The sequence below is a fragment of the Mesorhizobium sp. 43Arga genome (assembly GCF_053714255.1).
In genome coordinates this window covers 393,506-409,817 of record NZ_JBSKBO010000001.1, presented here as the reverse complement: position 1 = coordinate 409,817, position 16,312 = coordinate 393,506, and the positions used below count along the sequence as shown (strand labels likewise).

Below are 16,312 nucleotides of genomic sequence, written 5' to 3'. Positions count from 1 at the left end.
GTTGATGAGAAAAGGAGCGCCGCGGGTGCGGCGCTCCTTCGCAGGATGTTACTCGCCGGCGTAGACGGGCTTGCCGCCAGCCTGGATGTCGGCCTTCCACGAAGCCTTGATCAGGTCGACGACGCTGTCGGGGATCGAGACGTAGTCAAGCGCCTTGGCGGTTTCCTTGCCGTCCTTGTAGGCCCAGGCGAAGAACTTCAGGGCTTCGCCGGTGGCAGCGGCATCATCCGGAGCCTTGTGGATCAGGACCCAGGTCGAGGCAGCGATCGGCCAGGTGGTGTCACCGGGCTCGTTGGTGATGATGACGTTGAAGTTCTTGGCAGTCTTGAAGTCGGCATTCGAAGCGGCAGCGCCGAAGGATTCGAGCGACGGCTCGACGACCTTGCCGGCTGCATTCAGCATCTTGGAGTAGGACAGGTTGTTCTGCTTGGCATAGGCGTATTCGACGTAGCCGATGCCGCCATCCGTCTGCTTGACGGTGTTGGCAACGCCTTCGCTGCCCTTGGCGCCGACGCCCGTCGGCCATTCGACGGCGGTGTCCGAACCGACCTTGTCCTTCCAGTCGGGCGAAAGCTTCACCAGATAGTTGGTGAAGTTGAAGGTGGTGCCCGAGCCGTCCGAACGATGCACGACGGCGATCGCGGTCGAAGGCAGGGTGAGGCCGGGGTTCAGGGCCTTGATCGCGGCATCGTCCCAGGTGGTGATGGCGCCGAGATAGATCTGGGCGAGCGTCTTGCCATCGAGGACGAGTTCGCCCGGCTTGACGCCGGTGAGGTTGACGATCGGCACGATGCCGCCCATCACCATCGGGAACTGCACGAGGCCGTTCTTTTCCAGATCGGCATCGGACATCGGCTTGTCTGTGGCGCCGAAGGTCACGGTCTTGGCGATGACCTGCTTGATGCCGCCGCCCGAACCGATCGACTGGTAGTTGAGGCCGACGCCGGTGTCCTTCTTGTAGGTGTCGGCCCACTTGGCGAACACCGGATAGATGAAGGTGGAGCCAGCGCCGGAAAGGTCAGCTGCGATGGCTGCGGAAAGGGTGAAGGTAGACGCTGTAGCCATTGCGATCGCAACGGCCGCCGAGCGGATGAAATGTCTCATGTGGCCTGCTCCTGTTCGGAAGATGGTCTCTCGGCGCCATTCCTAACCAGCGCCCGCTGAGGCCAATAGACTTCGATTATTACAGTCGCATGACAGTTTCGTGTCAGCCCGGTAACGCGTCGCCGGCGTTGGAAAAGGCGGTGGCGTCGGGTGGCCGTGGCCTGACCCGAGTTTCACCCCGGAATCAGGGGCTTGAGCCATCCGCGGGCTGGAGCCGCCGCCGGATTTCGACGGGGCTTTCTCGGATGAAGAAAATCCGGACGGGAGCGCGTTGCTCAAGGCCAGAGCGTGTCGTGGCCGGGCCATCGCCAAAAACAGGTCCGTTGGGGTAGGTTGACGCTGTTTCTTGCCGGCGGTCGCTGCTCCCGCCCGTAACTGCAAGGGCGGAATTCGATTTTGCCATTGTCCCGGCTCGGCGCCGCCTTTGGTATGGTGCGATCGCACCATAGGCATTGCACGCAGGGGTAGCGGCATGATCCGCGATTGATTCCCTCGGCTTGCCCCTTCGGGCCCTGGAATCGGGCGCAGCGCAGCTATCCCGCGTTACGCTGGAGCTGGCGGCCGGCGCCGACCCAGCGCTCGACTTTCTCCAGCAGGGCCCTGGGGCTGATCGGCTTGGGCAGATAGTCGTCCATGCCCGCCTCCAGGCAGCGTTCGCGGTCGCCTTTGAGCGCATGCGCGGTCACGCCGACGATCGGCACATGCGTGCCGGTTTCCTGCTCCAGCTGGCGGATCGCGGCGGTCGCCTCGAGCCCGCTCATTTCCGGCATCGAAACATCCATCAGGATCATGCACGGATTGAGCTTGCCGAAAGCCTCGAGCGCCTTGCGGCCGTTGCCGACGATCTCGAAACCGTAGCCTGTCTCGCCAAGGATCTGGGTGAAGACCATCTGGTTCACCTCATTGTCCTCGGCCACCAGTATATCCAGCCTGTGTCCGTCGCCGCCAGTAGCAGCCAGCCGGGGCCGAACCGGCGGCGGCTGCAATTGCGCGCGTTGTTCGGACAGCGCCAGCGGCGGCGGCTGGGGAGCATCGGGCCTTTCGGCCGCAAGCGGCTGGATGGCGTGGCTGTCCGTGGCGTGGCGATGGCGCTGGATGGTCGCCACCAGCGTCTCCAGCAGCACCGAGGAGCGCGCCGGCTTGATCAGCTGGGCGTCGATGCCGAGATCGCGGTAGCTGGTGTTGGCGAGCGACTGGTCGACCGAGGTCAGCATGATGATGGGCGTGTCGGCGAGGCCTTCGGTGCTGCGCACGATGCGCGCCATTTCGGCGCCGCTCATCTCGGGCATCTGGTAGTCGAGCACGACGCAATCCACAGGCACGCCGTAGGCGGCAGCCGCGATCAGCACCTTGAGGCCCTCCGCGCCGCTTTCGGCCGCGCAGGAATCGAACGTCCACGAGGTCATCTGCTCGGTCAGGATGGCCCGGTTGACGGCATTGTCGTCGACGATCAGCACGCGGGCGCCCGTCACGTCCACCGGCATGATGCGCTGCCCGTTCTGCTGTCCGGCCCCGGGCAGCGTCACGGTGAACCAGAAGGTCGAGCCCTTGCCCTCGGCGCTCTCGACACCGATGGTGCCGCCCATCAGTTCGACCAGCCGTGAGGTGATGGCAAGGCCAAGCCCGGTGCCCTCGTGCCGCCGTGTCGAGGAGGTGTCGACCTGGCTGAATTTCTCGAACACCAGTTTCAGTTTCTCCTCGGGGATGCCGATCCCGGTGTCGGTGACCGAGATCGTCAGCATGGTTCCGGTCGGAACCCTCTCGCCGGTCACGTCGACCAACACATGGCCTTCGTCGGTGAACTTCACCGCATTGCCAAGCAGGTTGGTGACGATCTGGCGGATGCGGCCGACATCGCCGACGAACAGGCTTTCGAGCCTCGGCTCGACACGCACGATGAGTTCCAGGTCCTTTTCCTTGGCGCGTGTCGACACCAGCGTCGCCACGTCCTCGATCGCCTCGGCAAGGTTGAAGGGCGCCGGGTCGAGCACCATCTGGCCGGCATCGATCTTGGAGAAATCCAGGATGTCGTTGATGATGGTCAACAGCGCGTTGCCCGACTTGACGATGATGTCGGTGAACGTCTTCTGCTTGGGATCGAGATTGGATTTGGCCAGGAGTTCGGCCATGCCCAGCACACCGTTCATCGGCGTGCGGATTTCATGGCTCATATTGGCGAGGAATTCCGACTTGGCGCGGTCGGCGAGCACGGCGCGCTGGCGCGCCTCGCTGAGTTCGGCCTCCCGCATCTTCAGTTCCGTGATGTCGGTGGTCGATCCGATCAGGTAGAGCGAACCGTCCGAGGCGATCATCGCGCCCTTGCGCGCGAACTGATGTCTGACGCTGCCGTCGGCAAGCCGCACAGTCTCTTCGACCTCCTGGGTGTCGCCGGTGCGCAGCACTGCCAGATCGCCGGCCACGAAAGCCTCGCCGTCCTCCCCGAAAATCTCGATGTCGGTCTTGCCGATCGCATCTTCCCTGCTGAAACCCGTCAGATCGCACCAGCCCTTGTTGACATAGAACTGCCTGAGATCGGAGCGCTTGGCATAGATCGACACCGGTACATTGTCGATCAGGCTACGGAACACCTCGTTCTCGCGCATGCTCTCTTCCAGAGCCTTCTCGCGCGCCTTGACGTCGGTGATGTCGGTGCTGGAGCCGACAAGATGCACCGATCCGTCTGTCGCCACCAGACGGCTCTTGCGCGTCATCAACTGCCGCACCGTGCCGTCGCGATGGGTGACGGGTTCCTCGACCTCGAGGCCCTTGCCGGTTACGACGACCTGGGTGTCGTCATGGCTGTAGCCTTCCGCGTCTTGCGTTCCAAACAGCTGACGGTCGGTCCGGCCGATGACGTCTTCCTTGGCGATCCCGGTCAGCGCGCACCAGGCTTTGTTGACGAATTCGATGCTCAGGTCCTGCGCCTTGATGAAGGCCGCCACTGGCAACTCGTCCATGACGTGGCGGAAGAGATCGATCTGGCGCATCGAGTCGCGCAGCGCCGCCTCGCGGCTCTTGATGTCGGTGATGTCGACGCGCACGCCGATGAACGTCCCGTCATCGGTGCGCATGTCGTAGACCTGGTACCAGCGCCCGTCGGCGTTGAGGCGCTCGTAGGAAGAATTTGGCAAGCGATAACGCGCCAGCATGCTGTCGAGCCAGCGTTCGGGTTCGACCTCGTACAGCCTGTCGATCCCGGCATCGCCGCTCGAGCGGAAATAGCCGATCGACTGGCCGAATTCCAATGCCTCGCGAAAGCTGCAGCCGGACTGCCAGAAGGGCTTCAGCGCCGGCAGCGTGTCCTGCAGCTTGCGGTTGGCGAAGACGAACTTGTCGTCGCGGTCGTAGATGATGACGCCGGCCGGCAGCGATTCCAGCACGCTGGCGAGATGCTTGCGCGCGTCCTGTGCCTCGGTCTCACGCCCTTTCATGTCGGTGACGTCGACATAGGAGATGAGCCGCTTGCCGCCGGGAAGCGGCGCCAGCGATGCCACAAGCGTACGCCCGTCATTGTGCGGCAATTGTCTGGAGCCGGCGACGCCGGCCCTGATTTCGGCTTCGCGCTCGGCGCTATGCCGTTGCCAGGCGACGTCATCGGCGCCGTAAGGGTCGATGCTGCGGCTGGCTTCCATGAGTTCGCGAAAGGCCGAGCCGATCCCGGCGCGGCCCGGATCGATCCGCCAGAAGTCATAGAAGGCGCGATTGATGACTTCGGCGCGCATATCGGCATCCAGCACGAGGACACCGATCGGCATCTCATCGACCATGGTGCGCAGATTGACGAAGGTTTCGGCGATCTTGGCGTTGGCGCTTTCGATCTCGGCATCGCGACGCTTGAGTTCGGTGACCTCATAGTAGGTCAGGAGCCGCTTGCCGCCGGACAGCGCCGTCACCGAGAACATCATCGTCCTGCCGCTGGCATGGACAAATTCGCGAGGCGCGACGGAGCCGGCGCGAATCTCCTCGATACGGCTGGCGAGGTAGCGCTGCCACTGCTGTTCGTCGATATCGCCATAGATGCCGTTGCGGCGGTTGAGTTCCATCAACCGGCTGAACGGAGCGCCGACGGTCACGGCATCGTCCGGAATGCTGGACAGGTCGCGATAGGCCTTGTTGACGATCAGCGTGTCGAGCTTGGCATCCAGAAGCACGACGCCCATGTGCATGGCGTCCATCGTCCGTTCGAGATCGGCAAGATGCCGGTCGGGATCGCTGCCCGACAACGGGTTTTGCTCCACGGTTTCGAAGGCGGCGGCCAGTGCGGTGACGTTGCGGCCTATGCCGCGATAGCCGGCAAATTTCCCTTCATTGTCGAACCGTGGGAAGCCTGAAGTCAGCACCCAGCGGCAGTCGGCGCCGCCTCCCTTCAATTCGTAGACGAAGTCGCGGAATGGCCGGCGTGCCTGCAAATCCTCCAGATGCGCCGCCGCACTGTGATTCCCCTTCAGGACCTGGTTGAGGAAATCGAAGCGGAACCGGCCCAGCACATCAGCCGGATCGATGCCGGTGGCCGCCTGGTAAGTGGGTGAAAGCCAGGAGAATCGCAGCTCGGCGTCGGTCTCCCAGATCCAGTCCGAGCCCGCCTCGAGCAGTTGGCGAAGCGCGTCGGGCGAATCCATGTCCGCGCGTGGCGGCGCGTCGCCGCGATGCACCGGCTTGTCGGGCCCACGCTTGCCGCGCGCGCCGATTGCTTCGTCCGCTTCCGCCATCCTGTCCCCACCCCGAAAATCAAGGCCGAACCCTCCCTCCGCGGTTCGTCGGCGGAATGTGCCCGAGAAGCATTAACGATCCGCTAACCTTAACGGCGCAACCGGCACGCTCTTGCTGCGTTATTCCCTCCGGTTGTCGGGCGGGCCAAGGCCGCGTTATAAGCCGCGCAGGGGTGTTGCTAATGTATCGACGGATAGGGCCTTTCTTGCTGGGCATGACGCTGCTTTTCGGCAGCGGTTGTGCGCGCAGCTATGACGGCACGGTCATCATCCCGCGGCCGCTCGACGCCAGGCGCTTCTGGGACCGGCCGCCACCCAATGTCGACTACACGCCGCCAGCCGACAACGGCGCCTTTCCGGTGCCGCCACAGCCGCCCGGACAATTTGCCGAACGCAGGGTTTTGAAACCTGCCGGGCACAGACGGCATCAGACGCGATATTCACCGCCGCCTCCCCCGCCGTCGGACCCCGAAAAGCAATTGGCATGCAGGAACGTAAGCGCGCCAGGCGAACGCGTTCGAATGGTCTGCGAATAGGCGCAATTCGGGAAAGTTGACCGGCGGCCTTACAGCGATGCCGCGCCCTTCTTGGGTTCCTTCGCGCCGAGCTTGTCGAGTGCAAGGCGAACCTGGCGCAAATCGTCCTGCCAGCCGTCATCGTCGTCCATCGGACCCTCCGACGCGGCCCGCTGCAGGCCCCGTGCCTCGGATTCGATCTCACGCAGTGCGGCGATCTTCTGGTCGTTGGTCAGGGAGCCGTCTTCGACGATCTCCAGAACCCGCATCTCTCTGAACGTAGCCATGGCGTTTCTCCCGGCTGTTGTCGATCACAACGCCGTGAGCGCCCCTCCGTTCCAGGCGGGTCCTGGCGCCGGCTGCGCCATGACAGCTCTATGCAGCCTGTATCTGAGGGACGCGTGGCGAGAGAGGTCATTCAGCCGGGAAGAAGGAGGCCGACCACACGCACCGCTCGCGTACCGGCTTCGATCGACTGCAGCTAAGCGGCCGACATGGTCCTTGTTGCTGATTAGCCCGGAATCGCATTATTTCGCCTTGGATAATCTTCCACCAAGCGAGCTATACCTAACAATTGAAGCCCTTTGGCCAAAGCAGACTTTCATTTGATGTTGTAGAATGGCTTCTGTGAATTCGATATTGTATTTTTCTTTCAACACTGAGACGAACCGCAAAGCAAAGCGGCCAGGTCGCCGGCTATCGAAATTGCCGGGCCGTGGTTCCCGCAGGCGAACGATCAATCCGACGCTACCGAAGCTTGACGCTGAAACCTTTGCCTGGCTGCCGCGTTGAAGGCGCAGGGAGAACGCAGATGTCGATCCACTTCACGGTATCGGAACTGACAAGAAACCTTTTTCATTCTCTCGGGCTGGATCACGAGCGCGCGCCACGACCACTCAATCCCGAGGAAAACCTGTTGCTCGAGTGCTATCTGGCCGGGCAGATTCCGGAATCGGCCTGGAGCGACTATGTTTTCGAGACACCGGACCTGGCACGGCATGCCGAGGCTCGACGCCTGAGCCATTGAGCAATGGGTTCTGGAAAAGCCGGCGTGGCGGAAGCGGAAGCCTTACAGGCAATGCGTAGGATGCACCCAAGCGGCATTTCTCGCTGAAAGGTCGGCGGGCCAGCTATTTCTTTGGGGAAACCAGTTGCAACGTGAAGACGTTGCCGCCAATGCCTTGCGCCAAAGCCGGCGAGAAACTCAGAGGCGTGCAATTCTTGACGGCGGCGATGGCCGCGTCGATGTACGCCTTTCGCGCCTTGTCATCGCCGGGCACCTTGGCGGCGGTCGGTCGTGGCGGACCGATCAGCGAGCCGTCGCGCTTGAAGCTGAAACTCAGGGTTACGGTCGAATTCCCGGCATCCGCCGGCGGCGTCCAGCATGCCTGGATCGCGTCCCCGACATCATCCATTGTATTGAGCACTGCTGCCTGTGACGGAAGGAGCGTCCCAGCCAGCATTCCACCGGCGATCATCAGCATTGCCGCCACGCATTTCATCGCAGGCCCTCATCTCACTCCAGGCCGGCATTCCAAGCCGGATCCGCTGAACGGGATGTTAGAGACAACGTCGGCGATGACAATATCCCGGTGCAAAAAGTTGATGCTCCGCCACGGCCCCATCACACCGTCGCGCGATGTCCCGGCATGGGGTCCAAAAAGCAAAAAGGCCGGCACGGAGCCGACCTTTCCTTCCACCGACAATGCGCCAGTACATCCGTGGTCGCGCGGTGAATTCCCGCCAGTAGACAGGGCTTTGGTTAACGAATCCTTAAGCCGAAGCCTTCGCCTGCGACCGCACATAGGCGATATAGCCACGCACGTCGCCGGCCGGCTCGGCGTAGGCCTTGCCGAGCTTCTTCTCGATTGCCGCCATGTAATCCTGCGCCCATTTGGGCAGCGCATAGTCGATGACCGCCAGGAACTCGAGCGTCGCCGCCAGCCTTATGTCGGCGATCGACGGGTTCTTGCCGCCGATGAACGGCTTGCCATCCCTGAAGAAGCTGTGGAAGACCTCCAGCGGCTCGGCGATCGCCGCCATCGCCGCCTTCTGTGCCTCCGATTTCCTGTCGGGATGGGCATCGCTGTGGCCGACCTCGCCGGCATATTGCGGAAAACCCAGTGCCGGATAGGTGGCGCGCGCCACATAAGGGTAGAGCGTGCCGATCAGGTAGAACATGGCGCTGTCGATCATCGCCCGCTTGGCCGGCGCCCTGGGATAGAATTTCTCCAGCCCGTGCTTGTTGGCGAGATACTGCATGATGGCGCAGCTCTCCCAAAGCACGCCCCTGGGCAGCCCCTTGTCCTCGATCATCGGCGTCAGATGCGCCGGATTGCGCGCCAGATATTCGGGCGAACGCGTGTGGCCCCAGGCGTCGGTCTCGGCGGCGTCGAACCCTGCCGCCCGGGCAAACACCCGCACAGTCATGTTGTTGACGCTCGGCTTCAGCATGCTGAGCTTCAACGCCGGCTTTTTCGCCGACTTGGCCTTGGCAGCCTTGGGCGCCGACTTTTGCGCCGCCGGTTTTGCCGCCGCTTTCGCGGCCACCTTTGGCGCGGCCTTCGCGGCTGCCTTCACCGCCGGCTTCGCGGCTGCTTCTGCCTTTGCCTTGGCAGCCGATTCCCCGGGGCTCTTGGTCACTGTCTTTGCCATTGTTGTCCTCCCTCTGTTTTGTTGGCCGTCAGTATGGATTCTTCGGCGCCCGGTCGTCCGACAAGGTCGCGCGTGAGCTTTCGACGAGCGCCTGGATCGCGTCCGCAAGATGCACCTCGGCGATATTGTAGTCGCCGCGCCCGACGCGCAGCCTGTGCGCCTGCATCAGCACATCGGCATGGGTGAAACCCACCGGCGGCTCGAAGCGGTAGGAAGCGAGTTCGATCAAAAGGCCAAGCGGATCCTCGAAATAGATCGAATCCATGAAGCCGCGATCCTTGACGCCGCTGTGCTTGATGCCGCGCTCGTCGAGCCGGGCGACCGCCTGCAGGAAGGTGACACGCGACACCGCGAACGCGATGTGGTGGACGCAACCTGGATCGGTCGGCGTGCGTCGCTTCTGCGGCGTGCGGCTCTCATCGGTGAAGACGGTGATCAGCCGGCCGTCGCCCGGATCGAAATAAAGATGGCTCTCGCTGGCCTTGTCGAGGTTGGGCTGCTCGAAGATGAAAGGCATGCCGAGGACGCCTTCCCAGAAATCGATCGAGGTCTGGCGCCCAGCGCCGACCAGCGTGATGTGGTGGACGCCTTGCGCTTGCAGTTTCTGCATTGGCCTTCTCCCCGCGGCATCGAGTGCTCGTCAGGATCCGCCTGGCACCCGGCGTTCTGCGCGCCGCTGGGCCGTGCCTCGAAATCCATGACATGATGCTAATGCAATCGGCCCCGCCGCGCCAGAAGCGGCAAGCCCCATCGTTGCACGACGGCGAAACCGCCCGTAGCCGCAAAGCTGCAGGATCTTTCCAAGTGATGGGGCACGGCGCAACGCCAAGGCTGACCGCATCGCGCCCTCGCCGAAGCCAGGACTAAGCGACGGCCCTGAACTCGCCTTCCGCGATCATCCCCACACCGCCACACTCGGTGCAAATGAGGGTTTCCCCCGGGCAACTGGTCTGATGCGTCCCTTGCGGACAGCAATGGCCCTTCGACGCACTCCATCTCGAGCAGTCAAACACCTTGCCGCCGCCATGGCAGCGTGCGCAAATCTTTCCTGACGCCATTCCAACTCTACCCAACCCAATCCGCGCTGCCGCGGACGCCATCCCAACACACTGTAAGTAACAGAGATCGTTGCGCTTTCAAGCGTCGCGGCCTGACTTAAATTGGGGGATTCGGGCATGCGGACCGGCGCTTATCGCGGGCTTCGCCAACGGCCAAACTCAATCCGCGCGGATGCGTGCTCGTGTATTGTCCAGTCCCTCTCTATTGTAGAGAGGATGGCCTTGAAATGAGAATAAGGCCGCTTCCTTCATCTATTCGGCCGATGCGGCATCTCATCCCGAGGACTACATTGAAGATGATCCTACGGATCAATGAGTAGTCCGAAGCCAGTCCCCTTTGCGGCTACTCTCCAAGGGCCCCGCTTGACTCCCGGTCGGCGGGGCTTTTCCGTGCGGTCGACAGCACGACCTTGCGGCGTAAAAGCCGATGGTCGAGCGGCCCGGAATCGTCCCGATTAAAGATTGAAGACGTGCGAAGCGGTCAGCCCGGCCAGCAGCACGCCCGCAAGCAGAGCAATGATCGAGGCGAGGAACCAGCGCAGTGTGACCTGATAGACCGGCTCGTCGTCGTCGCGCGGCAGCAGCGAACGCCACAATGCGACGAGTTGGAGGACGATGGCCAACACGAGCAGAAGCGTCGCCAGGATCGAGGCGACAGTCCATCCGCCCCCAGCTTCGAAATTCCAATACCGCAGGAAAAGAAGCGAAAACCCCAGCAATACGGTGATCGCGGAGATCACACCTTGTCGGTAACCGACGGGCAAGGGAACTCTGCGCGCCTCGATTGCCTGAAAACCCGGCTCGATGGCCTCATCGGGATCCTGACGCTTTGGTGAGTCGATCATGAAGGCAACATCTATCAACATCTATTTTGACAGGCCCTTGGACGCCGGCGCAGGTCTTGCACGATCGATGCGACCTAGGAAGCCGTGCAGACTGTCATCATCATGCCTGTGCCTTCCTCGCGCAAGGTGAGCGGGGGCGATTCACTCGAGCAGCCAAACCACCACCCAGCATAAGGAACGATTCGATCGGCGTTCGCGTTATTCACAATCGAACCGATGGAGGTAACCGTGAGGAAGCTGATACTCGCGTCCGTGCTCGCGTTTGCTACCACAGCCGCCGTCATTTCGCCGACCCAGGCGCAGTTTCTGTTCTCGCCCTTCGGCGGCTATTATGGTGGTTTCGGAGGGTTCCCTTTCCCCTACCGCTATAGTGACGATTACTACGGCGACCCGTACTACGAGCCATATCGCCCATACTACCGACATCACTACAGGTACTACCACCGCTATTACTATCCGCACCGGTACTACTACCACCATAGACACTATTACCACCACCACAGGCACCACCACCACAGGTACTATTATAGGTAGTCCATTGGGCATCTGCCCGCCTCACCGTTGACCGGCTTAGGCGCCAGGTTCGGCACGTGGTTGACTTGTGTTTCCGGTATCAGCCGGCCATGATCTCGATCATGGAAAAGCCGATCGTGAACGTCGAACACATTCCCGATCCGCGAATCAAGGAACGCGAGAAGGTCGGACCTCACCTCACCCGGCATGAGCAATTGGGCCTGAACGGGAGAATCGCTCTCCTCATCACGAATTCTGTTGGCACGATGTGGTGCGCCTATGTCTTTGCCGGGATCGCCCCCATCAGCTTGCCGGCTGCCATTCAGGGCGGAGTTGCAACGCTGATCGCTTGGATCGCACAAACATTTTTGCAGCTGGTGCTGCTGTCGGTAATCATGGTTGGCCAAAAGGTTTCGGCCGCCGCCTCGGACAAGCAGGCGCTGCAGACCTACAAGGATGCCGAAGCGCTCTTGAAAATCCAGGATGAGGTGCACCGGCTCATCAAGGTCAACAACAGCCTGACCGAGGAGATCCACCGCGCCGTTACGGCGAAGGGGACGCCGGCTGCCTAGCCGCCACCCGCAGTTCCCACCTGGGCAACCCTGGCCGGTACTCCCAGACAGCTTATTTGACCGTTCCTTGACGGTTTCCACATTCAGTTAATCATTGAGTCTTTGGTACGCCCAAGGGGAATCGAACCCCTGTTCCCGCCGTGAGAGGGCGGTGTCCTGACCGCTAGACGATGGGCGCGCTCAAGAACCGGCGATATAGGCTGACGACTGGGAAAAAGCAACTGGGGTTCGGCGGCTTTACCGCATTGAACAAAAAGCCGCCCGCGCTTTACCGTTTCGGCTCGATCAGGTCCCAGAGATTGCCGTGCAGATCGGCGAAAACCGCGACCGTGCCATAGGGTTCGAAACGCGGCGCCTCACGGAATTCGACGCCCTTTTCCAGCATCGCCGCATGATCGCGGGCAAAGTCGTCGGTTTCGAGGAACAGGAAGACCCGGCCGCCCGTCTGATTGCCGATGCTTTGCCTCTGCGCCCCGTCGGACGCCTCGGCGAGCAGCAGCCTGGCGCCCTGCCCGTTGGCCGGCGCGACTGTGACCCAGCGCTTGCCGCCGCCGAGATCGACGTCCTCGAGGAGCTGGAAACCCAGCCTGCCGACATACCAGGCGATCGCCTCGTCATAGTCGGCGACGACAAGCGCTACGGTTGCAACACGACGATTCCCGGCGAAGCCTGTCATGCCTGAGGCCTGTTCATTTCTGCGACAAACGTGTTTGTTGCATTGCGGCCGGCCCTATTTGTTGCGGATTGCGAACTGCCCGATCAGGCGGCGCTCGGCGATGTCATAGACGAAGATCGCACGGCCGCCGTCGGCAAGCTCGGCGTCGATCGAGATGCGATTGCCGGACAGCGACTGGCTGACCACTTTCGCCCCGACCGGCAGCACGATGTCGCCGCTCAGCGGCTCGCCGGCGGGCACCTGGATGTCGCCGGCCAGTGGCGGGCTTGCCGGCGGTGCCTTGCGGGCTTTGTAGACAATCGCCGCGATCACCACCATAAGAGCCAGCAACAGCAGGCCGAGATTGATGGCCATGAAGCGGACGAGTTTGCCACGCAGCTTTTCGACCTCGGGGTCGAGCGGCTTTTCCTGATCTTCGTCGGCATCGGGCCGGGCCATGGCAAATATTCCGGAACGGTTTTCGATGAGCGCTCATAACGAAGAGGCCCCCGAATTGATAGAGGACCGATTCATGGCGGCAGGGCCGACAGTGCTGGTGGTGGGCGCGGCTGCGGCCGGCCAGCGCCTCGACCAGTGGCTCGCCGCCAGCCTCGGCCCTGACATGTCGCGCAGCCGTGTGCAGATGCTGATCAGGCTAGGCGCCGTGAGCGTCGACGGCAAGCCTGTCGAAGAGACCAAGCGCAAGATGTCCGTTGGCGAAAGCGTGTCGGTCGCCATGCCGGAACCCGAGCCTGCCGCGCCGCAGGGCGAGGCCATCGCGCTCGATGTGCTCTATGAGGATGACGCGCTGATCGTCATCAACAAGCCGGCGGGACTTGTCGTGCATCCCGGCGCCGGCAACTGGACCGGCACGCTGGTCAACGCTCTGATCCATCACTGCGGCGACAGCCTGTCGGGTATTGGCGGGGTGCGCCGGCCGGGCATCGTCCACCGCCTCGACAAGGAGACCAGCGGCGTCATGGTGGTGGCCAAGACCGACCGCGCCCACAAGGCGCTGTCGGAGGCCTTCGCCGATCACGGCCGGACCGGCGATCTCGAACGCGCCTATCTGGCGCTGGTCTGGGGCATACCGCAGCGGCCGACCGGAACGGTCGATGCACCGCTTGGCCGCGCCGCCGACCGGGTGCGCCGCGCCGTGGTGCCGGAAGGCCGCGACGACGCCCGCCATGCCGTCACCCACTTTGCGGTTCAGGAGCGTTTCGGCGAAACACAGCAGGAATTCGCCACCGCCAGCCTGGTCGAATGCCGGCTGGAGACCGGCCGCACTCACCAGATCCGCGTCCATATGGCCCATATCGGCCATCCGGTCATCGGCGACCCCGACTACGGACAGGCCTTCCGCACCAAGGCTAACCGGCTGCCGGAACCCCTGAAAAGTCGGGTCAAGGCATTTTCCCGGCAAGCTTTGCATGCCTGGCTCCTTGCATTTCGCCATCCCGATACCCATCTAACGATGAGGTTCGAGGCGCCGATACCCAGGGACATGGAGGAACTCGTCGGCGGCTTTCGCAATCTCTAAACCTGCCATCAACAAGCCCGAAATCTAGCCATCAAAAAACCTGACTGGCGTTGTTCACTTCAGCGTGACACACTGTTTCGTGTTGAACAAATGCCTGTCTTTTCTGGTTTTGTTCCTGTATAAGACCTTATGCCGCGAGCGAGCCTTTTGGTGTTCGCGTCACATGCCTGCCGCGTTTCGGGGGCATCACTCCAATAGAGAGGGGGCGCTATCATGGCCCAGTCACTACCTAGTATTGTTTCCGGCGAAGGCGGCCTCAGCCGTTATCTGGAAGAAATCCGCCGCTTTCCCATGCTTCAGCCGCAGGAAGAGTACATGCTCGCCAAGCGTTATGCCGAGCATGAAGACACGTCCGCCGCGCATAAGCTCGTCACCAGCCATTTGCGGCTCGTCGCCAAGATCGCCATGGGCTATCGCGGCTACGGCCTGCCGATCGGCGAGGTGATCTCGGAAGGCAATGTCGGCCTGATGCAGGCCGTCAAGAAATTCGAACCCGAGCGCGGCTTCCGCCTCGCGACCTACGCCATGTGGTGGATCAAAGCCTCGATCCAGGAATACATCCTGCGCTCGTGGAGCCTGGTCAAGATGGGCACGACCGCCAACCAGAAGCGTCTGTTCTTCAACCTGCGCAAGGTGAAGGGCAAGATCCAGGCGCTGGATGACGGCGATTTGAAGCCGGACCAGATCGCCGAGATCGCCACGCGGCTGAACGTTACCGAGGCCGAGGTGGTGTCGATGAACCGCCGCCTGTCGGGCGACGCTTCGCTCAACGCGCCGATCCGGGCGACGGAAGGCGAATCCGGCGAATGGCAGGACTGGCTGGTCGATGACCACGAAAGCCAGGAAGAGATGCTGATCGAGCAGGACGAGTTGGAAAACCGGCGCGGTATGCTGTCGGGCGCTCTTGCCGTGCTCAATGAGCGAGAGCGGCGCATCTTCGAGGCGCGTCGCCTCGCCGAGGAACCGCTGACGCTGGAAGAGCTCTCGGCCGAGTTCGACATCAGCCGCGAGCGCGTGCGCCAGATCGAGGTGCGCGCCTTCGAGAAGGTGCAGGATGCGGTCAAGGCCGCCGCCAAGCGCCAGACCCAGGCGCTGCGTACCATCGAGGCACAGCCGGCGGCTTAAGGCAGCTTCGGCGACAAAACATCAAGGCGGCGTCAGGAAACTGGCGCCGCCTTTTTCGTACGCGCGGCGGGGCGTCGCGATCGCCTCAAAGCCCATCCAGCGGAAATTTCAGATACCGCCGGCCATTGGCTTCCGGTTCCGGCAGCCGGCCGCCATTCATGTTGACCTGCAGCGCGTGCAGGATCAGCCGCGGCATCGGCAATGTCTTGTCGCGTGCCTCGCGCAGCGCCACGAACTCAGCCTCGCTGTGCGCGGCAACGAGATGGATATTGCCGGCCTTCTGCAGGCCAACCGTGCTTTCCCACAAGGGCTCGCGGCCGCCGGCCTGATAGTCATGTCCGACGAAGACGCGCGTCTCATCGGGCAAAGCGAGGATGCCCTGGATCGAGCGCCACAGCCGCGCGGCACTGCCGCCGGGGAAATCCGCCCGCGCCGTGCCGCTGTCGGGCATGAACAGCGTGTCGTGCACGAAGGCGGCATCGCCGATCACATAGGTGATCGAGGCCAGCGTATGTCCGGGTGAGAACAGCACCTTGACTGGTAGGCTGCCGATCCGAAACGTCTCGCCTTCCCTGAACAGCCTGTCCCATTGCGAGCCGTCAGCGGGAAAATGCGGCCAGTTGTAGATCGCCTTCCACAGGGTCTGGACGTCCACGACCCTGGCGCCGATCGCCGTCCGCGCCCCGGTCTTCCGTTTCAGATAGTGCGCGGCTGAGAAATGGTCGGCATGCGGGTGGGTGTCGAGGATCCACTCGGGCTCCAGGCCGTTCTCCCCGACGAAATCGAGCAGGGCATCCGCGCTCTTCGTTCCCGTCGCGCCGGATTTCTCATCGAAGTCGAGGATCGGATCGATGATGGCGCATCGCTTCGTCGCCGGATCGGCGACGACATACTGAATGGCTCCGGTCGGCTTGTCATAAAAGCCTTTCACCTCAGGTCTTGCCAAAGCCACGTCCAAACCGAACTCCCCCAACCCAGCCGGCAGGAACGGCTTTCTCCGCCAGGCTCCAATAAGAGCATG

The 16,312-nt window shown here is 62.5% G+C and carries 15 protein-coding genes and 1 tRNA gene; 5 read left to right on the top strand and 11 right to left on the bottom strand.

Annotation, left to right across the window (positions count from 1 at the left end):
• Positions 1-48: 48 nt before the first annotated feature.
• The 3 genes from pstS to ACWGS8_RS01995 all read right to left on the bottom strand — a co-directional run bounded on the left by pstS (position 49) and on the right by ACWGS8_RS01995 (position 6,615).
• The gene (gene pstS, locus ACWGS8_RS02005; RefSeq protein ID WP_454579365.1) at positions 49-1,104 is read right to left on the bottom strand and encodes a phosphate ABC transporter substrate-binding protein PstS; all 1,056 of its coding nucleotides are present in this window, start codon (positions 1,102-1,104) and stop codon (positions 49-51) included.
• 533 nt (positions 1,105-1,637) lie between these two features.
• Complete coding sequence (locus ACWGS8_RS02000) at positions 1,638-5,813, bottom strand: PAS domain-containing protein (RefSeq protein WP_454579364.1); 4,176 nt, start codon at positions 5,811-5,813, stop codon at positions 1,638-1,640.
• A gap of 565 nt (positions 5,814-6,378) precedes the next feature.
• The gene (locus tag ACWGS8_RS01995; protein WP_454579363.1) at positions 6,379-6,615 is read right to left on the bottom strand and encodes a hypothetical protein; all 237 of its coding nucleotides are present in this window, start codon (positions 6,613-6,615) and stop codon (positions 6,379-6,381) included.
• Positions 6,616-7,139: 524 nt separating this feature from the next.
• Between ACWGS8_RS01995 and ACWGS8_RS01990 the strand changes: the two genes are divergently transcribed.
• The gene (locus ACWGS8_RS01990; protein ID WP_115140735.1) at positions 7,140-7,355 is read left to right on the top strand and encodes a hypothetical protein; all 216 of its coding nucleotides are present in this window, start codon (positions 7,140-7,142) and stop codon (positions 7,353-7,355) included.
• 103 nt (positions 7,356-7,458) lie between these two features.
• Here ACWGS8_RS01990 and ACWGS8_RS01985 read toward each other — a convergent pair whose 3' ends face one another.
• From ACWGS8_RS01985 to ACWGS8_RS01970, 4 genes are all read right to left on the bottom strand, one after another.
• On the bottom strand, positions 7,459-7,830 hold the full coding sequence (locus tag ACWGS8_RS01985) for a hypothetical protein (protein ID WP_454579362.1): 372 nt from the start codon (positions 7,828-7,830) through the stop codon (positions 7,459-7,461).
• Positions 7,831-8,101: 271 nt separating this feature from the next.
• Positions 8,102-8,983, bottom strand: a complete 882-nt coding sequence (locus ACWGS8_RS01980) for a glutathione S-transferase family protein (RefSeq protein WP_454579361.1) — start codon at positions 8,981-8,983, stop codon at positions 8,102-8,104.
• Positions 8,984-9,011: 28 nt separating this feature from the next.
• The gene (locus tag ACWGS8_RS01975) at positions 9,012-9,593 is read right to left on the bottom strand and encodes a VOC family protein (RefSeq protein ID WP_454579360.1); all 582 of its coding nucleotides are present in this window, start codon (positions 9,591-9,593) and stop codon (positions 9,012-9,014) included.
• 903 nt (positions 9,594-10,496) lie between these two features.
• Positions 10,497-10,886 (bottom strand): hypothetical protein, encoded by a 390-nt coding sequence (locus tag ACWGS8_RS01970; protein ID WP_454579359.1) that lies wholly within the window; start codon positions 10,884-10,886, stop codon positions 10,497-10,499.
• Positions 10,887-11,114: 228 nt separating this feature from the next.
• Here ACWGS8_RS01970 and ACWGS8_RS01965 point away from each other — a divergent pair, with 228 nt between their 5' ends.
• Positions 11,115-11,420 (top strand): hypothetical protein, encoded by a 306-nt coding sequence (locus tag ACWGS8_RS01965; protein ID WP_454579358.1) that lies wholly within the window; start codon positions 11,115-11,117, stop codon positions 11,418-11,420.
• 101 nt (positions 11,421-11,521) lie between these two features.
• Entirely contained in the window at positions 11,522-11,971 is a 450-nt protein-coding gene (locus tag ACWGS8_RS01960) for a hypothetical protein (RefSeq protein ID WP_454579357.1), read from the top strand.
• 103 nt (positions 11,972-12,074) lie between these two features.
• On the opposite strand, the gene ACWGS8_RS01955 is transcribed toward ACWGS8_RS01960, so the two are convergent.
• The 3 genes from ACWGS8_RS01955 to ACWGS8_RS01945 form a co-directional block, all read right to left on the bottom strand.
• A tRNA-Glu gene (locus tag ACWGS8_RS01955) sits at positions 12,075-12,149 on the bottom strand.
• A 90-nt stretch (positions 12,150-12,239) separates the two neighbouring features.
• Positions 12,240-12,647, bottom strand: a complete 408-nt coding sequence (locus ACWGS8_RS01950; RefSeq protein ID WP_454579356.1) for a VOC family protein — start codon at positions 12,645-12,647, stop codon at positions 12,240-12,242.
• Positions 12,648-12,701: 54 nt separating this feature from the next.
• The gene (locus ACWGS8_RS01945) at positions 12,702-13,085 is read right to left on the bottom strand and encodes a fimbrial protein (RefSeq protein ID WP_454579355.1); all 384 of its coding nucleotides are present in this window, start codon (positions 13,083-13,085) and stop codon (positions 12,702-12,704) included.
• A gap of 25 nt (positions 13,086-13,110) precedes the next feature.
• Here ACWGS8_RS01945 and ACWGS8_RS01940 point away from each other — a divergent pair, with 25 nt between their 5' ends.
• Both ACWGS8_RS01940 and rpoH read left to right on the top strand, forming a co-directional pair.
• Entirely contained in the window at positions 13,111-14,166 is a 1,056-nt protein-coding gene (locus ACWGS8_RS01940) for an RluA family pseudouridine synthase (RefSeq protein WP_454579354.1), read from the top strand.
• A 213-nt stretch (positions 14,167-14,379) separates the two neighbouring features.
• Positions 14,380-15,291: an RNA polymerase sigma factor RpoH gene (rpoH, locus tag ACWGS8_RS01935; protein ID WP_010911914.1), complete on the top strand. Its 912-nt coding sequence runs from the start codon at positions 14,380-14,382 to the stop codon at positions 15,289-15,291.
• An 85-nt stretch (positions 15,292-15,376) separates the two neighbouring features.
• On the opposite strand, the gene ACWGS8_RS01930 is transcribed toward rpoH, so the two are convergent.
• A complete protein-coding gene (locus ACWGS8_RS01930; protein WP_454579353.1) occupies positions 15,377-16,249 on the bottom strand; it encodes an MBL fold metallo-hydrolase in 873 nt (290 codons plus the stop codon).
• Between the last annotated feature and the right edge of the window lie 63 nt (positions 16,250-16,312).

Excerpts from the sequence above, each read along its gene's own strand:
- ACWGS8_RS02000 (WP_454579364.1), bottom strand. The coding sequence starts at position 5,813 with ATGGCGGAAGCGGACGAAGCAATCGGCGCGCGCGGCAAGCGTGGGCCC.
- ACWGS8_RS01960 (WP_454579357.1), top strand. The coding sequence starts at position 11,522 with ATGGAAAAGCCGATCGTGAACGTCGAACACATTCCCGATCCGCGAATC.
- ACWGS8_RS01945 (WP_454579355.1), bottom strand. The coding sequence starts at position 13,085 with ATGGCCCGGCCCGATGCCGACGAAGATCAGGAAAAGCCGCTCGACCCC.
- ACWGS8_RS01980 (WP_454579361.1), bottom strand. The coding sequence starts at position 8,983 with ATGGCAAAGACAGTGACCAAGAGCCCCGGGGAATCGGCTGCCAAGGCA.
- rpoH (WP_010911914.1), top strand. The coding sequence starts at position 14,380 with ATGGCCCAGTCACTACCTAGTATTGTTTCCGGCGAAGGCGGCCTCAGC.
- ACWGS8_RS01975 (WP_454579360.1), bottom strand. The coding sequence starts at position 9,593 with ATGCAGAAACTGCAAGCGCAAGGCGTCCACCACATCACGCTGGTCGGC.
- ACWGS8_RS01995 (WP_454579363.1), bottom strand. The coding sequence starts at position 6,615 with ATGGCTACGTTCAGAGAGATGCGGGTTCTGGAGATCGTCGAAGACGGC.
- ACWGS8_RS01985 (WP_454579362.1), bottom strand. The coding sequence starts at position 7,830 with ATGAAATGCGTGGCGGCAATGCTGATGATCGCCGGTGGAATGCTGGCT.
- ACWGS8_RS01940 (WP_454579354.1), top strand. The coding sequence starts at position 13,111 with ATGAGCGCTCATAACGAAGAGGCCCCCGAATTGATAGAGGACCGATTC.
- ACWGS8_RS01990 (WP_115140735.1), top strand. The coding sequence starts at position 7,140 with ATGTCGATCCACTTCACGGTATCGGAACTGACAAGAAACCTTTTTCAT.
- ACWGS8_RS01950 (WP_454579356.1), bottom strand. The coding sequence starts at position 12,647 with ATGACAGGCTTCGCCGGGAATCGTCGTGTTGCAACCGTAGCGCTTGTC.
- pstS (WP_454579365.1), bottom strand. The coding sequence starts at position 1,104 with ATGAGACATTTCATCCGCTCGGCGGCCGTTGCGATCGCAATGGCTACA.
- ACWGS8_RS01970 (WP_454579359.1), bottom strand. The coding sequence starts at position 10,886 with ATGATCGACTCACCAAAGCGTCAGGATCCCGATGAGGCCATCGAGCCG.